Source organism: Planctomycetota bacterium (genome assembly GCA_016872555.1).
GTDB lineage: Bacteria > Planctomycetota > Planctomycetia > Pirellulales > UBA1268 > F1-20-MAGs016.
Genome location: VGZO01000001.1, coordinates 29,172 through 48,184 on the forward strand (window position 1 = coordinate 29,172; position 19,013 = coordinate 48,184).

The 19,013-nt window shown below is 74.1% G+C and carries 16 protein-coding genes; 6 read left to right on the forward strand and 10 right to left on the reverse strand.

Translation table 11 applies throughout. The annotated features are described in order from the left end of the window. Positions 1 to 34: 34 nt before the first annotated feature. Positions 35 to 481: an EamA-like transporter family protein gene (locus tag FJ309_00170; GenBank protein MBM3953031.1), complete on the forward strand. Its 447-nt coding sequence runs from the start codon at positions 35 to 37 to the stop codon at positions 479 to 481. Between the two features lie 276 nt (positions 482 to 757). Here the strand turns inward: FJ309_00170 and FJ309_00175 are convergent, their stop codons facing one another. The 6 genes from FJ309_00175 to FJ309_00200 all read right to left on the reverse strand — a co-directional run bounded on the left by FJ309_00175 (position 758) and on the right by FJ309_00200 (position 7,755). Next, a complete protein-coding gene (locus FJ309_00175; protein ID MBM3953032.1) occupies positions 758 to 937 on the reverse strand; it encodes a hypothetical protein in 180 nt (59 codons plus the stop codon). Further along, a complete protein-coding gene (gene hisD, locus FJ309_00180; GenBank protein ID MBM3953033.1) occupies positions 934 to 2,310 on the reverse strand; it encodes a histidinol dehydrogenase in 1,377 nt (458 codons plus the stop codon). Before hisD ends, FJ309_00175 begins: the two co-directional genes overlap by 4 nt. Before the next feature lie 145 nt (positions 2,311 to 2,455). After that, on the reverse strand, positions 2,456 to 3,583 hold the full coding sequence (locus FJ309_00185; GenBank protein ID MBM3953034.1) for a hypothetical protein: 1,128 nt from the start codon (positions 3,581 to 3,583) through the stop codon (positions 2,456 to 2,458). Positions 3,584 to 4,389: 806 nt separating this feature from the next. Beyond that, entirely contained in the window at positions 4,390 to 5,238 is an 849-nt protein-coding gene (locus FJ309_00190) for a sugar phosphate isomerase/epimerase (GenBank protein ID MBM3953035.1), read from the reverse strand. Between the two features lie 20 nt (positions 5,239 to 5,258). After that, positions 5,259 to 6,875 (reverse strand): glycine--tRNA ligase, encoded by a 1,617-nt coding sequence (locus tag FJ309_00195; GenBank protein ID MBM3953036.1) that lies wholly within the window; start codon positions 6,873 to 6,875, stop codon positions 5,259 to 5,261. Positions 6,876 to 7,002: 127 nt separating this feature from the next. Then, on the reverse strand, positions 7,003 to 7,755 hold the full coding sequence (locus FJ309_00200; GenBank protein MBM3953037.1) for a 2-phosphosulfolactate phosphatase: 753 nt from the start codon (positions 7,753 to 7,755) through the stop codon (positions 7,003 to 7,005). Between the two features lie 127 nt (positions 7,756 to 7,882). Here FJ309_00200 and ubiE point away from each other — a divergent pair, with 127 nt between their 5' ends. The 4 genes from ubiE (at position 7,883) to mqnE (ending at position 11,481) form a co-directional block, all read left to right on the forward strand. Continuing rightward, entirely contained in the window at positions 7,883 to 8,659 is a 777-nt protein-coding gene (gene ubiE / locus FJ309_00205) for a bifunctional demethylmenaquinone methyltransferase/2-methoxy-6-polyprenyl-1,4-benzoquinol methylase UbiE (protein ID MBM3953038.1), read from the forward strand. Between the two features lie 3 nt (positions 8,660 to 8,662). Further along, positions 8,663 to 9,277, forward strand: coding sequence for a UbiX family flavin prenyltransferase (locus tag FJ309_00210; protein ID MBM3953039.1), 615 nt, complete (start codon positions 8,663 to 8,665; stop codon positions 9,275 to 9,277). 44 nt (positions 9,278 to 9,321) lie between these two features. After that, positions 9,322 to 10,227, forward strand: a complete 906-nt coding sequence (locus FJ309_00215; GenBank protein ID MBM3953040.1) for a 4-hydroxybenzoate octaprenyltransferase — start codon at positions 9,322 to 9,324, stop codon at positions 10,225 to 10,227. Between the two features lie 126 nt (positions 10,228 to 10,353). Continuing rightward, entirely contained in the window at positions 10,354 to 11,481 is a 1,128-nt protein-coding gene (mqnE, locus tag FJ309_00220) for an aminofutalosine synthase MqnE (GenBank protein ID MBM3953041.1), read from the forward strand. Between the two features lie 19 nt (positions 11,482 to 11,500). Here mqnE and recG read toward each other — a convergent pair whose 3' ends face one another. The 4 genes from recG to priA all read right to left on the reverse strand — a co-directional run bounded on the left by recG (position 11,501) and on the right by priA (position 18,270). Then, positions 11,501 to 13,657, reverse strand: a complete 2,157-nt coding sequence (gene recG, locus FJ309_00225; protein MBM3953042.1) for an ATP-dependent DNA helicase RecG — start codon at positions 13,655 to 13,657, stop codon at positions 11,501 to 11,503. Positions 13,658 to 13,680: 23 nt separating this feature from the next. Beyond that, on the reverse strand, positions 13,681 to 14,157 hold the full coding sequence (gene rnhA, locus FJ309_00230; GenBank protein MBM3953043.1) for a ribonuclease HI: 477 nt from the start codon (positions 14,155 to 14,157) through the stop codon (positions 13,681 to 13,683). Between the two features lie 29 nt (positions 14,158 to 14,186). Continuing rightward, a complete protein-coding gene (locus FJ309_00235; protein MBM3953044.1) occupies positions 14,187 to 15,902 on the reverse strand; it encodes a HAMP domain-containing protein in 1,716 nt (571 codons plus the stop codon). Between the two features lie 115 nt (positions 15,903 to 16,017). Then, positions 16,018 to 18,270: a primosomal protein N' gene (gene priA / locus FJ309_00240; protein ID MBM3953045.1), complete on the reverse strand. Its 2,253-nt coding sequence runs from the start codon at positions 18,268 to 18,270 to the stop codon at positions 16,018 to 16,020. A gap of 103 nt (positions 18,271 to 18,373) precedes the next feature. On the opposite strand from priA, the gene nadD reads away from it, so the two are divergent. Beyond that, positions 18,374 to 19,006, forward strand: coding sequence for a nicotinate (nicotinamide) nucleotide adenylyltransferase (nadD, locus tag FJ309_00245; GenBank protein MBM3953046.1), 633 nt, complete (start codon positions 18,374 to 18,376; stop codon positions 19,004 to 19,006). Positions 19,007 to 19,013 lie beyond the last annotated feature (7 nt).

Here is a 19,013-nt window from a genome sequence, read left to right on the forward strand (position 1 = left end):
TGGCCGGTCGGTCAGACCCCGCAAGGAGCCCGTGATGGAAGGAACGTGGTGGATCCTGCTCGCCGCCGGCGCCGGCTGCTGCATCGCCCTCCAGGCCGCGGCCAACGCCGCCCTCCGCGGCGCCGTCGGCGACGCGCGAGTCGCCGCGTTCTTCTCGATCTGCGGCACGATCGTCTGCGCCTGCCTGTTCATGCTCGCCGTCCGTCCGCCGCTGCCGCCGCTGGCCGCCGTCCGAGGCACGCCGTGGTGGTACTGGATCGGCGGTCCGCTCGGCGCGATGATCGTGCTCGCCGGGGCGACGCTCGCCCCGCGGCTCGGCGCCGCCGCGTTCATCGCCGCGGTCGTCGGCGGGCAGCTGGCCTGCTCGGTGCTCCTCGACCACTTTGGCGCGATGAACCTGCCCCGGCAGCCGCTCTCGGCGCTGCGGCTCGTCGGCGTGGCGCTGGTGTTCGCCGGGATGCTGCTGGTGAAGTTCCGCTGAATTTCCGTGGAAAAAGCCCGCTGAGGCCATGATTCGCATGTCCGTGGGTCACCGCGGCCGGTGAAGCCTCCGCTCGGTCTCTGCAGAGGGGGTCGCCCCCCGCGCCTCTTCCCTCGCATCGACCCGCAGCCAGGGGTGACGGGCCGATGCGCGGGCGACGGCGGAGGGGCTGCGCCGGCCCTGTGATGGGAATGCCGGGATGTCGTCTCCTGTCTTCCACCCACGACGATCCCGGATGGACCTTGTCGACTCTCGGTCGGCCGCATCCGGCGGCCGTCAGTCGAGGCGCGGCGGGAGCCGGTCGAGGACGACGATCAGGAACGTCGCCACCGGGCCGAGGACGAGCGACAGCACCCACCAGGCCAGGCCGCTGCGATTCTTCGACTGTGCCAGCCCGGCGTTGATCAGCGACAGCGTCCCCCAGCCGACGAAGAACGGAAATGGGTCGTCGTTCACGTGCCCCCCTGCCCCGGTGACGCCGAGCGGATCTCCACGCTCTTCCGGTGGGCCGACAGCCCCTCGGTGTCGGCGAGGATGCGGATGTCGGCCGCCAGCTCGGCGAGGTCGGCGGCCGCGAGGCGGATCACGCTGCCGCCCCGGAGGAAGTCGCGCGCCGACAGCCCGGCGCTGAACCGCGCCGTGCCGCCGGTCGGCAGGACGTGGGACGGCCCGGCCGCGTAGTCGCCGGCGGCGACGGGGCTGTGCGGTCCGAGAAACACCGCGCCGGCGTGGCGGATCCGCGCCAGCGTCGCCTCGGGATCGGCGGTGTCGATCGAGAGGTGCTCGGGGGCCAGCGCGTCGGCCAGCGCCTCCGCCTCGGCGATGTCGCGGCAGACCACCAGGGCGCTGTATCGCGCCAGGCTGTCGCGCGTGAGGCTCTCGCGCTCGAGGCCCGACAATTGTGCGGCGAGGGCTGCCGCCACCGCCTCGGCCAGCGGCCGGCTGGCGGTGAGCAGCAGCGCCGAGCCGGGGGAATGCTCGGCCTGGGCGAGCATGTCGGCGGCGATGAACTCCGGCCGGGCCGTGGCGTCGGCGACGACGACGATCTCGCTGGGGCCGGCGATCGAGTCGATCGCCACGTCGCCGGCGACGAATTGCTTGGCCAGCGCCACGAACAGGTTTCCCGGGCCGACGATCATGTCGACGCGCGGGATCCCCCCGACGCCGTAGGCGAGCGCCGCCACCGCCTGGGCGCCGCCGACGCGGAGCACGCGGTCGACCCCGAGCTCGCGGCAGGTGGCGAGCACATGGGCGTTGTCAGCGCCGAACGGCGTCGGCGGGGCGACGACGACGACCTCGCGCACGCCCGCGACCCGCGCCGGTACGACGGTCATCAGCAGTGTCGAAGGGTAGGCGGCGGCGCCGCCGGGCACGCAGACGCCGACGCGGTCGAGCGGCAGGTCGCGCTGGCGGAGCTGGCCGCCGCCGGCCAGCGCCACCGCCACCGGCGGCGGCAGGAGGGCGCGCTGGAAGCGCTCGACGCGATCACGGATCCGCCGGACGGCAGCGAGAAACCCGGGGTCGACGGAGGCGTGGGCGGCGGCCAGCGACGCCTCGGGAACCTCGACGGGGCCGTCGGCCGCGGCGCCGTCGAGTCGGCGCGAGTAGTCGACGAGCGCTTCGCGGCCGCGCTGGCGGACGTCGGTGCAGATCCGGGCGACGACCTGGCGCGGCGAGAGCGGCTCGCCGAACACCGCCAGCGTCCGCTGCCGCCCCGCCTCACTGACGATGTCCCCCTGCGAGCAGAGCGCCTGGCGGAGGGCGTCGAGCCGGGCCCGGTCGCCGGGAAGTGCGAGGTCAAGGAGCGGACAGGCGGCGGGAGCGGGCATCGCGGTGGCCATCGGGGGGCGGCAGCAGAGGTCGAGCCTGTGGAGAATAGCCCGCGCGCCGGCCGGGGCGAATCGGAGCGGCGGAACCCCCGGTGGTGCCGGAGGAGCAGGCGACCGAGCCGATGAGGGCGTCGTCGCCTGATCGCTACCGCCGCGCGAGCGCCGGGGCCGGTTCACCGAACCGCTTCGTCCACGCCGTCGCGATCCAATTGCCGCGCGGCTCGTCGGCGGGGCCGGCCCCCGCGGCGAGGACCTCTGCCAACAGCGCCCGGCCGCGGGCGATCACCGGCGGCGCGGAGCCGGCCGGACGGTCGCCGAACACCGGATCGGCCGGCCGCCCCTCCGCCGCGGGCAGCGGGGCCAGGCCGAGCCGGCGATCGAGGGCCACGGCCCGGCCGAGGGCCGCGGCGGCGTCGTCGTCGCGGCCGGCGGCCACCAGCGCGATCGCCTGGCGCACGAATGTGTCGGGCAGATCGGGGGCGACGGCGATGGCACGGCGGTAGGCGTCGAGGGCGTCGGCGAGGCGCCGCTCGTCGGCCACGGCGGCGCGGAGCGCGTCGTCCCCCTTGGCCACCAGCCGCGCCGCGCGCTGCCGGGCGACGCGGTTGCTCGTCCGCGCGGTCGCCTTGGCAGGTGCCGGACTCGTCAGCCCGGCGAGCAGCCGGCGGCCGTCGTCGCGCCGCGCCGTGGCGATGCCGGGCACGAAACCGATCTCGAGCGGCCCACGCGCGGTGAGGCCGAGATAGGGCGCCACGCCGGCCGGGCCGAACACCGGCACGGTGCCGGCGGGGAGCCACGAGCCGAACGGTGAGACGACGATCGGCGGCCAGATCACGGCCGGCGTCGGACAGACCCAGGGGCCGTACCAGACCGGCGCGCACCAGGGATCCCAGCCGCAGCCACCCGACCACCAGCCACCGCGGCGCCAGCCGAACGAGCCGAAGCCGCAGGGATCCCAGCACACCGGCCAGGGGGGGCAGCCGACCACGGCGCTGCGGACGCTGCCGGAGAAGAAGTTGCCGCAGCCGACGCCGCTGACCGCGACGGTCTCCAGCACGCGGGCCGAGCCGAACCCACACCATCCCCCGCGCCAGCCGGGAAGCACGCACTCACCCCAGCGGGGGCCGCCGCCCCATCCGCAGGAGGCGATCGGCATCGGTCCGCACCCGGCATGGGGCGGGTGGGCGGAGACTGTACCGGCGAGGCATCCCGCGGTGGTCACGGCGAGGATGAGCGGCAGGAAAACTCGACCGGTCCGACGGCGGCGGTGCATGGCCTTTCCTCCTCCCGGTCGATTCTACGGCTTCGGGTCGGAAAGCCCGAGGGAACGGTGCCGCGGGGGACGAACGGGGCGGGAAACTGGGCAAACCGCAGCGGCCGGGGCGAGGTTGCGGCCGCCGCGACACCGTCGGGAATCGGCGGAAGGCTTGTCCACGGCACGATCGAGGACGCCAGTGGGATCTTCACTCGCTCGCCGGGAGGCCGTCGGGAGGCGGCTCGGGCTCTGCCCGGCGCACGCGCGCACGCTCGCCCGGCTCGGGTCGCCCGACGAGATCCAGCGCTTCGTCACCGCGCTGCCGATGAACTTCGCGATCGGCCGGTCGGCGATGAGCGTGGCGGCGACGCTCGACGCCAACCGCGCCCACTGCCTCGAATCGTCGTTCGTCGCCGCGGTCGCGCTGTGGATGATCGGGATGCCGCCGCTGCTCGTCGACCTCGGTGCCGAGGAAGGGGACGTCGACCACGTGATCGCCGTCTTCCGCCGCGGCCGCCACTGGGGGGCGATCTCGAAGAGCAACACGCCCTACCTGCGGTTCCGCGACCCGGTCTACCGGTCGCTGCGCGAACTGGCGCTGTCGTACTTTCCGCAGTACGTCCGCTTCCGCCGCAAGACGCTACGCACCTATTCCGTGCCGGTCGACATGCGCCGCCACGACCCGGCGCTGTGGGTCACGCACGACCGCTTCTCGCACGAGATCATCGACGTCCTCACCGCGGCCCGCCACTACCCGCTCCTGCCGCGACCGCTGTCGTTCGCGCTGCGCCCGATCGACCCGATCGAGTCGCGGGCGACGCGGATCAAGGAGTGGGAGCCGCCGGCGGCGCGTCGGTCATCGCTGCCTGACCGAGCACCCGCCGCAGCGCGGTCATCGCGATCTCGCCGAATTGCCGCGGCGGCACCCGCCAGAGCCGCGGGTTGAGGACCTCGAGCGACACCGCACCGCGGTAGCCGATCCGCCCGAGGGTGGCGACGAGCTCGTCGGGGGGCGCGCCCCCCTCCCCCGGGAGGATCCGGTCGGCGTCGGAGGCCATCTCGCGCGGTACGCCGGCCACGTCGGAGAGCTGGACGTGGGCCAGCGTCGCCGTGGAGAGGAGGCCGAGGTCGGCCGGCTTGCTCGGACCGACCTGGAAATGGAACCAGTCGAGGCACACGCCCAGCGCCGGCGACCCCACCCCCTCGACGAGCGCCAGCGCCGACTGGAGGTTGTTGGGGAAGCTGGCGCGGGCGTCGAACTCGAGCGCCAGCCGCACCCCGCCGTCGGCGGCGCGCGACGCCGCCTCGGCGAGGCTTGCCGAGAGCCGCGCCAGGTCGGTGTCGCCGAGCGGGCCGAAGGCGTCGCCGGCGACGACCAGGACCGGCACCGACAGCGCGCGGCAGGTGGCGAGGCGCTCGCCGAAGTGGCGCCAGTGCTCGCGCCGTGCCTCCCCCTGGCTGGTGAGCAGGCCGCCCTGGAAGCTCGCCGCCACGGCGCGGATGGCGTAGCGCTCGAGCGCCGCGGCGACGGCGCCGACGCCGCCGCGGGCGCTGGCGGCGTCGACCTGGCCGAGCCACAGCTCGACGGCATGGCACTGGCCGGCGGCGTAGTCCTCGAGGACCGTCTCGAGCGGTGCCTCGAGCGAGCAGACGGTGGCCAGGGCGGGAACCATCGCGGCGGTCTCGGAGGAGGTCAGCCGAGCCGGTCGCGGAGCAGCGCCACGACCTCGTCGAGCGGCACGCGCTGCTGCTCGAGCGAATCGCGGTCGCGGAGGGTCACGGTGCGGTCGGTGAGCGTCTGGCCGTCGATCGTCAGGCACCACGGCGTGCCGGCCTCGTCCTGGCGGGCGTAGCGCCGGCCGACCGAGCCCTTCTCGTCGTACTGGCAGGCCATGTGGCGCTTGAGCGAGCGGTAGAGGTCGATCGCCACCTCCGGCATGCCGTCTTTCTTCACCAGCGGCAGGATCGCCGCCTTGACCGGCGCCAGCCGCGGGTGGAGGCGGAGGACGGTCCGGCTCCGCGGCTTGCCGTCTTCGTCGGGGACCTCGTCCTCGCAGTAGGCGTCGCAGAGGAAGGCGAGCACGGCCCGGTCGGCGCCCGCCGAGGGCTCGATGACGTGGGGGACGTAGCGCTCGCGGCTGACGTCGTCGAAGTACGACAGGTCCTTGCCGCTGCCGCGGTGGCGCGGCTTGCCGTCGTCGCCGGTCTCGACGACCAGCTGGCCGTCGCGGCGGACGAGCTTCCCCTCCATGTGGCTGCGGAGGTCGAAATCGCCGCGGTGGGCGATCCCCTCGAGCTCGCCGAATTCACCGGGGGCGAGGAACGGGAACGCGTACTCGATGTCGGCGGTCCCGCACGAGTAGTGGGACAGCTCGTCGGCGTCGTGCTCGCGGAGCCGGAGGCGGCCGGCCGTGAGGCCGAGGTCGAGGTACCAGCGCCAGCGCCGGTCGCGCCAGTAGCGGTACCAGGCCGGCGAGTCGTCGGGGCGGCAGAAGAACTCGATCTCCATCTGCTCGAACTCGCGCGACCGGAAGGTGAAGTTCCGCGGCGTGATCTCGTTGCGGAAGCTCTTGCCGATCTGCGCGATCCCGAACGGCACGCGGACGCGCGACGTGTCGACGACGTTCTTGAAGTTGACGAATATCCCCTGGGCGGTCTCGGGGCGGAGGAAAGCGCGGTCGTCGGCGTCGCCGGCGAGGGCGCCGATCCGCGTCTCGAACATCAGGTTGAACTCGCGCGGTGCCGTCAGCGTGCCCGGGGCCGAGGCGTCGGGGCCGAGGACGTCGGCGGCATCGACGCCGGCGGCGAGCGCGGCGGGGAGCGGCTGGAGCGCGCCCGACCACTCGATCTCGTCGACCTGCTTGGCGCGGAGGCCGAACAGCTTCTGCGCCCGGGCGACCGTCGCCGGCAGCGCCTCGTCGCCCGATTGGTCGGTGGTCACGAACATGCGCCGGCCGCGGTGGGCGGCGAACCGCCCCTGGAGGTGGTCGTAGCGGTAGCGGCGCTTCGACTCGCGGCAGTCGATCATCCAGTCGTGGAACAGGTCGAAGTGGCCGGAGCACTTCCAGACCTGCGGGTGCATGATGATCGTGCAGTCGAGCCCGGTCATCTCGTAGGGGGTCGGCGCGCCGGCCGGCGCCGCCAGCTCGTCGTGGCCGGCGACCATGTCGCGCCACCAGCAGTCCTTGAGGTTGCGCTTCAGCGCCACCCCGAGCGGGCCGTAGTCCCAGAAGCCGTTGAGCCCGCCGTAGATCTCGCTCGACTGGAAGATGAAGCCGCGCCGCTTGGCCAGCGACACGATCTTGTCCATCCGCGACTGGTCGGCGGGCCCGGTGGGCTTGTCTGCCATGATCGGCTCGTGATCCTGGTGGGGAAACGGCGGGGACGGCGAGTGTAGTGGCAGCCGGCGCCGACGGTCCACCGCAGGCCCGTGCCGCTCAGTCGGCCGCGGCCACCAGCCGGTCGCCGACGAGGTGCGGGACGACGGCGACGGCGTCGAGCCGCGCGGCGGCGGCGAGATCGCGCTGCATGCCGAGGGCGATCAGGTTGGCACCGCCGGGGGTGTCGCGGAAGGCGTCGGCGAGCGCCGCCTCCGGCGCGCCCGCGGCGACGACCCTCCGGAAGGCGGCGCGGGCGGCGCTGGAGGCGGCGTCGAGCCGGTCGGCCGGACCGGCGGCGGCGTCGACGATCGCCCCGGCGCCGAGGACGTCTTCGCCGCTCACCGCGCCGTCGGTGCCGGCACAGACGAGGTGGACGGCGACGCGGTCGGGCGCGGCGCCGCGGCGGCGGAGGAACGCCGCCACGGCGGCCCGGTTGACCAGCGCTCCGATCACGACGTCGCGGGCGTCGCGGCAGGCGGCCAGCGCCGCGGTGCCGTTGGTGGTCGTCACCACGACGGCGTGCCCGCCGACGCGCGCCGGGGTGTAGTCGAGCGGCGAGTTGCCGAGATCGAAGCCGGCGGGGGGGAGGCCGCCGCGCTCGCCGCCCAGGAGCGTCCCGGCGGGAAGCCGGTCGCGGGTCGCACGCGCCGCGGCGACCGAAGGCGTCGGCCACACCGCCGTCGCCCCCGACTCCAGCGCCGTGGCGATCGACGTGCTGGCACGGAGGACGTCGATGACGACGGCGATCGCGCCGGCCGCCGCCCCGGGGGGCATCCGCGGCGCCAGGTCGTGGCAGTGCCAGTCGATCATCCCGGCGAGCATACTGCCGGAGGGGGCGGCCGCGTGCCCTCCCGCGCGGCGCCGGTCCGGCTACCATTTCTCATGAGCGGCAAACGGCCGCGAACACCGTCCGCAGGAGCCGAGCGTGGGTGCCGTGATGACGTCAGCCGCCGAGCGACCGGGTCGCACGCCCCCACCGGCGGGCGACGGTGCCCGTGTTGACAAGAGCGGCAGCCGGGTCCGCGGGATGTTTGCCGAGATCGCTCCGCGCTACGATCTCGTGAACCGACTCCTGTCAGGAGGCATCGACGTCCGCTGGCGGCGCGAGACGGTCCGCCGAGCTCCGCCACCCTCGGCCGGGGGCGCGATCCTCGACGTCTGCACCGGTACCGGCGACCTGGCGCTTGCCTACGCCGCCGCCGCCCCTGGCGTGCGGATCGTGGCCAGCGACTTCTGCCGGCCGATGCTCGACCGCGGTGCCGAGAAGGCGATGCGCGTAAGCCGGACGGTCGAGTGGGTCGAGGCCGACGCCATGGCCCTCCCCTTCCCGACCGCGTCCTTCGACCTGGTGACCGTGGCCTTCGGCCTGCGCAACATCGCCGACACCGCCGCGGGCCTCGCCGAGATGGCCCGCGTCTGCAAGCCGGGGGGCACGCTGGCGATCCTCGAGTTCTCGCTGCCGGCCAATCCGGTGATCCGCCACGGCTATCTGTGGTATTTCCGCAACCTCCTCCCGGCAATCGGCAACACCGTCGCCCGCAACCGTTCGGCGGCCTACACCTACCTCAACCAGAGCGTCGAGGAGTTCCCCTCGGGGGAACGGCTCGCGGCGCTCGTCCGCGCCGCCGGATTCGGCACCGTCGCGCAGTTTCCGCTGTCGTTCGGGATCGCGACCTTGTCGGTCGCCCACCGCGCGGCCGGAAAGGCGGCCTGAGCCGTGCCGGCGCCGTCGCTGCCCGTCGTCGTCGCGATCACCGGTGCCTCCGGCGCGTCCTACGGCGCGCGGCTCGTCGAGGTGCTCCTCGCCGCGGGGTGCGACCTCCACCTGACGGTCAGCCCGTCGGGGCAGGCGGTGATCGCCGAGGAGACCGGCCGGCGCGTCGACCTCGACCGGTTCGATCCCGCCGTCCTCCTCGGCCGCGGTCTTCCCGCCACCGGAAGCTGGATCTACCACCACTACAAAGACCTGATGGCCCCGATCGCCAGCGGCAGTTTCCTCACCGCGGGGATGGTGATCTGCCCGTGCAGCGGCAGCACGCTGGCCGCCGTCGCCCATTCGATGGGGGAGAACCTCATCCACCGCGCCGCCGAGGTCCACCTCAAGGAGCGGCGCCGGCTCGTCGTCGTGCCGCGGGAGACGCCGCTGTCGCTACCGCAGCTGAAGAACATGCAGGCGATCCACGAGGCGGGCGCGGTCGTGCTCCCCGCGAGCCCCGGCTTCTACCACCAGCCGCGGTCGCTCGACGACCTCGTCGACTTCGTCGTCGCGCGGATCTGCGACCAGCTCGGTGTCGGCCACGACCTCATGCGCTGCTGGGGGGAGACGTCCTGATGGCCAGCGCCCCGCGCCCCTCGACGAGCCTGCCCGCGGGCAACCTGCTGGCGAGGCTCCGCACCTACCTCGAGCTCGTCCGCTTCAGCCACACCGTGTTCGCCCTGCCGTTCGCGGTGATGGCGGCGCTGATCGCCGCCCGGCGGATCGCCGACGGCGCCGCGCCGGCGGGGGGCTGGGTCCGGGCGGCGGCCGGGATCCTCCTCTGCATGGTGACGGCGCGGACGGCGGCGATGGCGTTCAACCGGCTCGTCGACCGGGCGCTCGACGCCGCCAACCCGCGGACCGCTTCGCGCCACCTGCCGCGCGGCGACGTCGGCGCCGGCGAGGTCCTCGGCCTCGTCGTCGCCAGCTCGGCGGGATTCATCGCCGCCACGCTGCTGTTCCTCCCCAACTGGCTGCCGGTGGTGCTCTCGGTGCCGGTGCTCGCCTGGCTGCTCGGCTACAGCTACGCCAAGCGGTTCACGATACTCGCCCACGTCTGGCTCGGTGCGGCGCTTGGGCTGGCGCCGATCGCCGCCTGGATCGCCCTCCGCGGCGCGACGCTGCTGTCGACCCCCGCCGACCTGCTCCCGGCGCTGCTCCTCGGCGCCGCGGTGACGGCCTGGGTGGCCGGGTTCGACATGATCTATGCCTGCCAGGACGCCGGGTTCGACGCCGCCCACGGGCTGGAGAGCATTCCCGCCCGGCTCGGAGTGCCGCGGGCGCTGGCGGTCTCGAAGCCGCTCCACGCGACGACGCTCCTCCTCCTCGCCCTCCTCCCCGGCGTGGTCCCTGAATTGGGTGGAATCTACTGGGCCGCACTGGCGGCGATCGCCGCCCTGCTCGTCTGGGAACACTCGCTGGTCCGCCCCGACGACCTGTCGCGGGTCAACGAGGCGTTTTTCACGGCCAACGCCGTGATCGGCCTGGTCCTCCTGGTAGCGATCGCCGCCGACCTGGTGTGGTGACCCGGGACCGGCGATGGCCGCGGAAAACGGCGGCCGCCTCCCGGGATCGGTTGCGGAAACCGGCCGGCTGCGGTTCCCCTGGTGGTGCCGCGGCAGTCGCGGCCCTTCTAGAAAAGGAAGGCTCGAATGATCCGCGCCGTCGTTCCGTCGCTCGACGCGATCCGTGAAAAGGTCGAGGGCGGCGTCCGCCTCGACGCTGCCGAGAGCGAGATGCTGTGGGACGAGTCGATCGACGTCCACGAGCTCGGCGAGCTGGCCAACCTCGTCCGCGAGCGGAAGAACGGCAACCGCGCCTTCTACAACATCAACACCCACCTGAACCCGACCAACGTCTGCGTCTACCGCTGCAGCTTCTGCGCCTTCCGCGCCGACCTGCGCGAGTCGCGTGGGTACGTGATGAGCGACGAGCAGATCCTCGCCCGCGGGGGCGAGGCGGTCGCCGCCGGCAGCACCGAGATGCACATCGTCGGCGGGCTCCATCACCAGAAGGACTACGACTGGTACCTGGGGATCATCCGCCTCCTCCACGACCACTACCCCGCGCTCCACCTCAAGGCCTGGACGCCGGTCGAGATCAACTGGTTCTGCCACCTCACCAAGCGGTCGGTGCGCGAGATCCTCGTCGAGCTCAAGTCGGCGGGCCTCGGCAGCCTGCCCGGCGGCGGCGCCGAGATCTTCCATCCCGAGGTCCGCGACAAGATCTGCGAGCACAAGGCCGACACGCAGGAGTGGTTCACGATCCACAGCACCGCCCACGAACTCGGGCTGCGGAGCAACGCCACGATGCTCTACGGCCACATCGAGAACGCCTTCCATCGCACCGACCACCTCCTCCGCCTCCGCGCGCTGCAGGACGAGACCGGCGGGTTCCAGACGTTCATCCCGCTCGCCTTCCACCCCGCCAACACGCGGCTATCCCACATCCCCAAGCCGACGGCGGCATTCAGCCTGCGGACGATGGCGGTCTCGCGGCTGGTGCTCGACAACTTCGACCACCTCAAGGCTTACTGGATCATGCTCGGGATCGGCACCGCGCAGGCGGCGCTGGCCTACGGCGCCGACGATCTCGACGGCACCGTGCGCCACGAACTGATCTACCACGACGCCGGCGCCACGACGCCGGAGGTGCTGTCGGTCGACGAGATCACGCGTTTGATCCGCGAGGCGGGGCGCGTCCCCGTCGAGCGCGACACGCTCTACAACCGCGTGGAGCGAGGCGCGTCCGGCTGGCGAAGCGTGGCGGCGGCGTCCTGAGCGGCTGGCGCGCAGGCCGTCAGCCGACCTGGCCGAGGCCGAGCGTCGCCCCCCAGCGCGTCTCGACCAACGCGCGGACACGGGCAAGCGCCGGATCGGAAAGCAGTGGGTCGCGCTCGAACAGCGCCTTGGCGTCGGCGCGGGCCTCGGCGACGAGGTCGGTGTCGCGGATCAGGTCGGCGAGATACAGCGGCGGGCTGCCGCTCTGCCGCGTCCCCACCAGGTCGCCGGCGCCGCGGAGGAGCAGATCCTGCTCGGCGAGGCGGAAGCCGTCGGTCGTCGCCACGAACGCGTCGATCCGCGGCTGCGGCCGGGCGGCGTCGGCGACCAGGGCCCCGCAGATCCCCTGCACCCCGCCCCGGGCGACGCGGCCGCGGAGCTGGTGGAGCTGGGCGAGGCCGAAGCTCTCGGCGTCGAGGATCGTCATCGCCGTCGCCCGGGGGACGTCGATCCCGACCTCGACGAGGCTCGTCGCCACGAGGACGTCGATCTCGCCGTCGCGGAAGCGTTCCATCACCGCGTCGCGCGCCGCCGGGTTGAGGCGGCCGTGGACGAGGCCGAGGCGGAAGGCCTCGAGCGGGCCGTTGGCGAGCTGCTCGTAGGCCCCGGCCACGCTCGCCAGCCCGCGCGCCGAGTCGTCGACGGTGGGGACGATGACGTAGCCCTGGCGGCCGTCACGGAGCTTGCGCGCGAAGAAATCCCACCAGTCGTCGGCCTGCGGGGGCTCGACCTTGTAGGTCGCCACCGGCTGGCGGCCGGGGGGCGCCTCGTCGAGCACGGAGACGTCGAGATCGCCGTACAGCGCGTGGGCGATCGTCCGCGGGATCGGCGTCGCCGTCATCACCAGCGTGTGCGGGTCGCCGTCGCCGCGCTGCAGCAGCGCGCGCTGGAGGACGCCGAAGCGGTGCTGCTCGTCGATCACGACCAGCCCGAGGCGCGCGAAGCGGACGCCGTCGGCGAGCAGCGCCTGCGTGCCGACGACGATCGGCACGTCGCCGGCCCCGATCCGGGCGACGGCCTCGCGCCGGTCCCGCGCCTTCTGGCTGCCGGAGAGGAGGCAGACGCCGACGCCGCTGGAGTCGAGGAGCCGGCCAAGCGTGGCGGCGTGCTGGCGGGCGAGCAGCTCGGTCGGGGCCATCAGCGCCGCCTGGTAGCGCTGCACCGGCTCGGCGGCGGGCACGCGCGTGGCCACGGTGGCGAGCATCGCGTACACCGCCAGCGCCGTCTTCCCGCTCCCCACGTCCCCCTGGAGGAGCCGGTTCATCGGTTCGCCGCGCGCCATGTCGGCGACGATCTCCGCCGCCACGCGCCGTTGCCCGGGGGTGAACTCGTAGGGAAACCGGGCCCGGATCCGGTGGTCGAGCCGCGTGTCGACGGCGATCACCGGCGCGGCGCGGCGCACCTGCTGGCGGCCGCGGTGCATCCGCAGCGCCAGCTGGAGCATGAACAGCTCCTGGTACACGAACCGGCGCCGGGCGGTCGCCAGCTGGGCTTCGTCGCCGGGATGGTGGATCGCGCGGAGCGCCGCGGCGATCGGCAGCAACCCCTTGGCCGCGCGCATTCCCTCGGGGAGGGCCTCGACGGCCGCGTCGGCGCCGTGCTCGAGCGCCGCCGCGACGGCGGTCCGCACGTGGTGCTGCTGGACGCCGGCGGCCAGCGGGTAGACGGGCAGCCAGTCGCCGGTCGGGTCGGCCTCCCCCGCCGCCAGCCAGCGGACTTCCGGGTGGGCGAATTCCCACCCGTGCGCGCCGCGCCGCGGGCTGCCGGCGATCACCACGCGCTGGCCGGCGGCGAAGCGCCGCGCCAAAAACGGCATGTTGAACCAGGTCGCGCGGACGTGGCCGTCGCGGCAGACGAGGCGCACCGAGAGCAGCGCCCGCCCGGCGGCCGTGGTCCGCGTGCGCACGTCGGCGACGTCGCCGGCCAGCGACGCCGGCTCGCCGGCGACGAGGTCGGCGACCGCATGGGCGCCGGAGAAGTCGCGGTAGTCGCGCGGGAAGTGCATCAGCGCGTCGGCCACCGTCACCAGGCCGAGGCGCTCGAGCCGCCGTGCCCGGCCGCCGCCGAGGCCGGGAAGGAGCGCCAGCGCCGTCCCCAACCCGCGGTCGGGCGCGCCGTCGGGCGGCGCGGCGGCACCGTCGCCGCCCGCGGAACCGCCGTCGCTGTCTGGTGCCATCGCGTCCCTGCCGCGGCCGGGGGTCACCGCTTGCGCGGCAGGAGGGGCTGGTAGGCGGCCACGGCCATCGTGTCGCAGCGCTCGTTCTCCGGATGGCCGGCGTGGCCGGCGACGTGGGTATAGACCACCTCGTGGAGGCCGGCGAGGCGGTCGAGCTCGCGCCACAGGTCTTCGTTCTTGATCGGGACGAGCTTCCCTTTCTCGCGCCGCTGCCAGCCCTGGCTCTTCCAGCGCGGCAGCCACTCCGACAGCCCGGTGCCGACGTAGACGCTGTCGGTGACCAGCTCGACGCGCGTCCGCCGCTTGAGCTGCGCCAATCCCTGGACGGCGGCGGTCAGCTCCATCCGGTTGTTGGTGGTCAGCGGTTCGCTGCCCGAGGCCGCCGACTCGCGCCCGCTGGCGGGATGGCGGAGGATGTAGGCCCAGCCCCCGGGGCCGGGATTGCCGCTGCACGCCCCGTCGGTGAACAGCACCACCTCGGCGTCGTCGTCGCTGCCCATGCCACCTCCCTGTCGCAGCGGCGATGCCGTCAGGCGACCACCTGTTCCGCGAGCGCCGGCGGCGCCCGATCCTCGGGAATCCCCACCGGCAACCGCACCGTGAACCGGCTCCCGCGCCCGAGCTGGCTCTCGACGGCGACGTCGCCGCCGAGGAGGCGGCACAGCTCGCGGACGATCGACAGCCCGAGGCCCGTGCCCGAGTACTCGCGCGTCATCGCGTCGTCGCCACGGCGCGGCAGCCCCCCCTGGCGGAACTTCTCGAAGATCGTCTGCTGCTCCTCGGCGGCGATCCCGACGCCGGTGTCGACGACGTCGAGGACCAGCTCGCCCCCGCCGGCGGCACCGGGGAGGAGGCGCGCGCGGACGTCGACGCGCCCGCCCCCCGGGGTGAACTTGACGGCGTTGGAGAGGAGGTTGGCGAGGATCTGCTGGACCTTGGCCTGGTCCTGGACGATGACCTCGAGCCCGGGGCCGACCTCGAAGGCGACGTCGATCTCCTTCTTCTCGGCGAGCGGCCGGACCATGTCGCACTGCGCCGAGACGACCGCCTCGACGTCGAACGGCACCGCCCGGACCTCCATCTTCCCCGCCTCGATCTTCGCCAGGTCGAGGATGTCGTTGATCATCTCGAGGAGCATCCGCCCCGACGAGCGGATGTTCTGCACGTAGCGGCGCTGCTTGTCGTCGAGCGATTCGATCGACCCGAGCACGTCGGAGAACCCGATGATGCTGTTGAGCGGCGTGCGCAGCTCGTGGCTCATGGTGGCGAGGAAGTCGCTCTTCAGCCGGTTCATCTCGTAGAGGTGGAGATTGGCCTGGGCGAGCTCGTCGACCTTCTCGTCGAGGGTGCCGTTGGTCTTCTGGAGCGCTTCCTGGGTGTCGACGAGGCCGCGGAGCATGCGGTTGAAGGCCACCCCCAATTCCTCGAACTCGTCGGTGGTGTGGATCTCGGCGCGGGCCTCGACGTTGCCACGGCGGACCTCGTCGCTGACGTCGCGGAGGTGCTCGAGCGGCTTGACGATCACCCAGCGGACGATCGCCCAGGCGGCGAGCATCGACAGGAACCAGGTCATGATCGCGGCGGCGAGGAGCGTGGCCCGGTTCCAGTTGATCGCCGTCCGCGTGGCGCCGTCGGGCATCACCACCTTGACGACCGCCAGCAGGGCGCCGGCGGCCAGCGCCTCGGGGGGGGGGGCGTCCGGGGGCGGAGGCACCGGTTGGGCGGTCGGCCCGCGGTAGGCATGGCAGACGAGGCAGCGCTCCCGGGCGCGGATCGGCTGGTAGTAGTGGTATTCGCTGCGGTCGGAGGTGCGGAACTCGCGCTCCTCGCCGGTGCCGGGGGGAACCGCGGCGTCGGCCTCGGCCGGGGCCGGCCGGGAGCGGAAGTAGTCGAGGACCGCGACGTCGAGCCGGGCGTAGCCGTCGGCGACGTCGGGGGGGGCGACCGGATCGAGCAGGACCCACTCGTAGGGCTCGCGCTGCAGGTCGCGGCCGAGCTTCTCGATGAGCGGCTCGTACTTGCTGCGGTTGGCCTCGAGCGTCACCCAGTGGCGCTGGAGCATGATCGCGTCGACGAGGTGCCGTCCGGTTGTCCGCGTGCTCTCGTAGACGAGCGCCTCGGTGCGGCTGCCGTACCACCAGAAGCTGCCGGTGATCAGGACCAGCAGGCAGAGCCCGAACAGGAAGCGGCATTTCCGCTCCAGGCTCGTCTCGCCCAGCAATTCGCCCAGCTTCGTGGAGGCCATGGAACGGCGCGTCCCTCCGGGCAAATCGTACCCGCCGCCCCGACGGCGGTGAAACCCGGCGTGGTGGCGCGCCTCGCGGGGCCGCGCCGGGCGGCCACCGCTGGCGCCGGCCACGCTACAGCATCTCGACCGGATCGACGTCGACGATCCAGGCGATGCCCGCCGGCGTCTGCAGCGCCGCCGAGACGTCGCGCACCAGCGCCCGGAGCACCGGCCCGTCGGCGGCGTGAATCTGGACGTGCCAGCGGTGGCGGTCGCGGAGCCGGGCGATCGGCGCCGGGGCCGGGCCGAGGACACGGATCGCCGCCCCGGCGGCGGTCGCGGCGGAGCGGAGCCGCGTCGCCACCTCACCGGCCCAGGCGGCGACGCGGTCTTCCTGATGGCCGCGGACGACGATCCGTACCATCGCGCCGGCCGGTGGGTAGCCGAGCGCCTCGCGGACCGGGAGCTCGGCGGCCACGAACGCCTCGTAGTCGTGGCGCACCGCGGCGACCAGCGCCGGATGGTCGGGCGTGCTCGTCTGGACGACGACGCGGCCCCCCCGTTCGCCGCGTCCGCTGCGGCCGGCGACCTGGGTGACGAGCTGGCAGGCGCGCTCCGAGGCGCGGAAGTCGGGGAGGTGGAGCGCGGTGTCGGCGGAGAGGACGCCGACGAGCATCACGGCGGGGAAGTCGAGCCCTTTGGCGATCATCTGCGTGCCGACGAGGATGTCGAGCTCGCGATTGCGGAAGGCGTCGAGCGTCCGTTCGTGGCTGCCGCGGGCGCGCATCGTGTCGGTGTCCATCCGGGCGACGCGGGCCCCCGGGAAAGCGGCGCGGCAGTGGTCCTCGAGGCGCTGCGTGCCGGTGCCGCGGTGGACGAGGCCGGGAGCGCGGCACACGGGGCAGGTCTCGGGGATCCGCGTCACCAGCCCGCAGCCGTGGCAGACGCCGCGGGACCGGGGCTGGTGGAGCGTGACGGTGAGGTCGCACTGCGGGCAGCGGACCGCCTCGCCGCAGGCCCGGCACTGGACCTGCGTGGCGAACCCGCGGCGGTTGAGGAGGAGCATCACCTGCCCGCCGGCGTCGAGCGCCCAGCGGATCCCGGCGACGAGCCGCGGGCTCACCGGGCCGCCACGGCGGTTTTCCGGAGCGCGGAGATCGACGGTGATCACCGGGGGCAGCCGGCCGGCGCCGACGCGCTCCGGCAGCCGGCACATCCGCCACTCGCCGGCGCGGCAGCGGGCGAACGTCTCCAGCGCCGGCGTCGCCGAGCCGAGCACCAGCGGCACGCCGGCGTCGCGGGCGATCCACTCGGCGACGTCGCGGGCGTGGTAGCGCGGGGCGGTCGACTGCTTGAAGCTCGTCTCGTGCTCTTCGTCGATCACGATCAGGCCGAGGCGCGGGACCGGCGCGAAGACGGCGCTCCGCGCCCCGACGACGACCCGGGCCCCGCCGGCCGCGATCGAGCGCCACTGGGCGTGGCGCTCGCCGGGGGTGAGGTGGCTGTGGAGGACGGCGACCTGGCCGAACCGGGCCCGGAACCGGTCGCAGGTCTGCGGCGTGAGGCTGATCTCCGGCACCAGCACGATCGCCTGCCGGCCGTGGCGGATCGTCTCCTCGACGGCGCGGAGGTAGACCTCCGTCTTCCCGCTGCCCGTGACGCCGAACAGGACGATCGTCTCGTGGCGGCCGGCGGTGAGGGGGGCGGCGATCGCCTCGAGCGCCGCGCTCTGCGCGGCGGACAGCGCCTCCGGCCGGTCGTGGGGGCGCGGCGGCGGCGGAGCGGCGACCGTGTCGGCCGCCGGCTGGAGCAGGCCCGTCCGTACCATCCGGGCGACGACCGACGGGGCCACGCCGGCGGCGGCGGCGAGCTCGGCGGCGGTCATGGGGCCGGTGGCCGCGGCGAGCACGCGCGCCTGCAGCGCGGTGGGGAGGCGCGAGGCGTATCCCGTCGGCTCGAGCCGCGGGGTCGAGCGCGGCTTCCGCGTCGACCGGACCCCGGCCGGCAGCACCGCCTCCAGCGCCGTCCCCCACGGCGCCAGCCAGCGCTCCGCCATCCACGCCGTCAGTGCCAGCATCCGCGGCGACACCAGCGCCGTGTCGTCTTCGATGCCGAGGACCGCCTTGAGCGGCCGCTGCGGCAGCTCGCCGGTGTGGACGGCGACGCAGTACGCCAGCCGCCGCCGGTCGCCCCGCCCCAGCGGCACGTGGACGCGCTGCCCGGGGCCGACCCGGTCGGCGAGGGCGTCGGGGACGAGGTAGTCGAGCGGCCGGTCGACCCCCTCGGGGAGGACGACGGTCGCGATCGTCCCGCGGCGCGCGTCGTCCTCGCGCCACGCCGGCCGGGTGTCGAACAGGGACCGCTGCGTCGTATGCTGGTCGTCCATCGGAGCACTCGCCCGAGCGGCCGCCAGCCTGGGGGCGTGCCGGCACGGGGCGTTGTAACACACCGGGCCGACGGGCCGCGGCGGAGCGGGCGGGGAGGCTGACGTGCGGCTGGGAGTGTTCGGCGGGAGTTTCGATCCGGTCCACACCGGCCACCTGCTGCTGGCCGAGGCGTGTCGCGAGGGGGCGGCGCTCGACCGCGTGCTGTTCGTGCCGGCGGCCCGGGCACCGCACAAGCCCGACGGCCCGCGCGCCGACGGCCGCCACCGCGTCGAGATGCTGTCCCTCGCCGTCGGCGGCCACGACGCCTTCGCCGTCTCGACGGTCGAGCTCGACCGCGGTGGCGTCAGCTACACCGTCGACACGCTCGATGCGCTCCGCGCCGCGCATCCCGGGGCGACGCTCCACCTGATCCTCGGCCCCGACTCGCTGGCGCAGTTCGCCACGTGGCGCGATCCGGTCGGGATCCTCGCCCGGGCGCGGATCGTGGCCGTCGCGCGCGCGGGGGTCGACGACGTCGCCACCACCTGCCGCACGGCTGGGCTCGACCGCTGGCTCAACGCCGACGGCGTGGCAACGCTCGTCGCCGAGCAGGTCGCGATTCCCGCCGTCGATCTGCGCTCCAGCACGATCCGTGCGCTGCTCGCCGCGGGGAGGAGCATCCGCTACCAGGTGCCCCGTGCCGTCGAACGCTATGTCGCCGAGCGGGGGCTGTACCGCGGCGCGGCACCCGCCTGACCGCGCC

Coding starts and splice junctions, on each gene's coding strand:
- FJ309_00190 (MBM3953035.1), bottom strand. CDS start 5,238: ATGGTTCCCGCCCTGGCCACCGTCTGCTCGCTCGAGGCACCGCTCGAG.
- FJ309_00200 (MBM3953037.1), bottom strand. CDS start 7,755: ATGATCGACTGGCACTGCCACGACCTGGCGCCGCGGATGCCCCCCGGG.
- FJ309_00195 (MBM3953036.1), bottom strand. CDS start 6,875: ATGGACAAGATCGTGTCGCTGGCCAAGCGGCGCGGCTTCATCTTCCAG.
- recG (MBM3953042.1), bottom strand. CDS start 13,657: ATGGCACCAGACAGCGACGGCGGTTCCGCGGGCGGCGACGGTGCCGCC.
- FJ309_00170 (MBM3953031.1), top strand. CDS start 35: ATGGAAGGAACGTGGTGGATCCTGCTCGCCGCCGGCGCCGGCTGCTGC.
- rnhA (MBM3953043.1), bottom strand. CDS start 14,157: ATGGGCAGCGACGACGACGCCGAGGTGGTGCTGTTCACCGACGGGGCG.
- FJ309_00235 (MBM3953044.1), bottom strand. CDS start 15,902: ATGGCCTCCACGAAGCTGGGCGAATTGCTGGGCGAGACGAGCCTGGAG.
- ubiE (MBM3953038.1), top strand. CDS start 7,883: ATGACGTCAGCCGCCGAGCGACCGGGTCGCACGCCCCCACCGGCGGGC.
- FJ309_00185 (MBM3953034.1), bottom strand. CDS start 3,583: ATGCACCGCCGCCGTCGGACCGGTCGAGTTTTCCTGCCGCTCATCCTC.
- hisD (MBM3953033.1), bottom strand. CDS start 2,310: ATGCCCGCTCCCGCCGCCTGTCCGCTCCTTGACCTCGCACTTCCCGGC.
- mqnE (MBM3953041.1), top strand. CDS start 10,354: ATGATCCGCGCCGTCGTTCCGTCGCTCGACGCGATCCGTGAAAAGGTC.
- priA (MBM3953045.1), bottom strand. CDS start 18,270: ATGGACGACCAGCATACGACGCAGCGGTCCCTGTTCGACACCCGGCCG.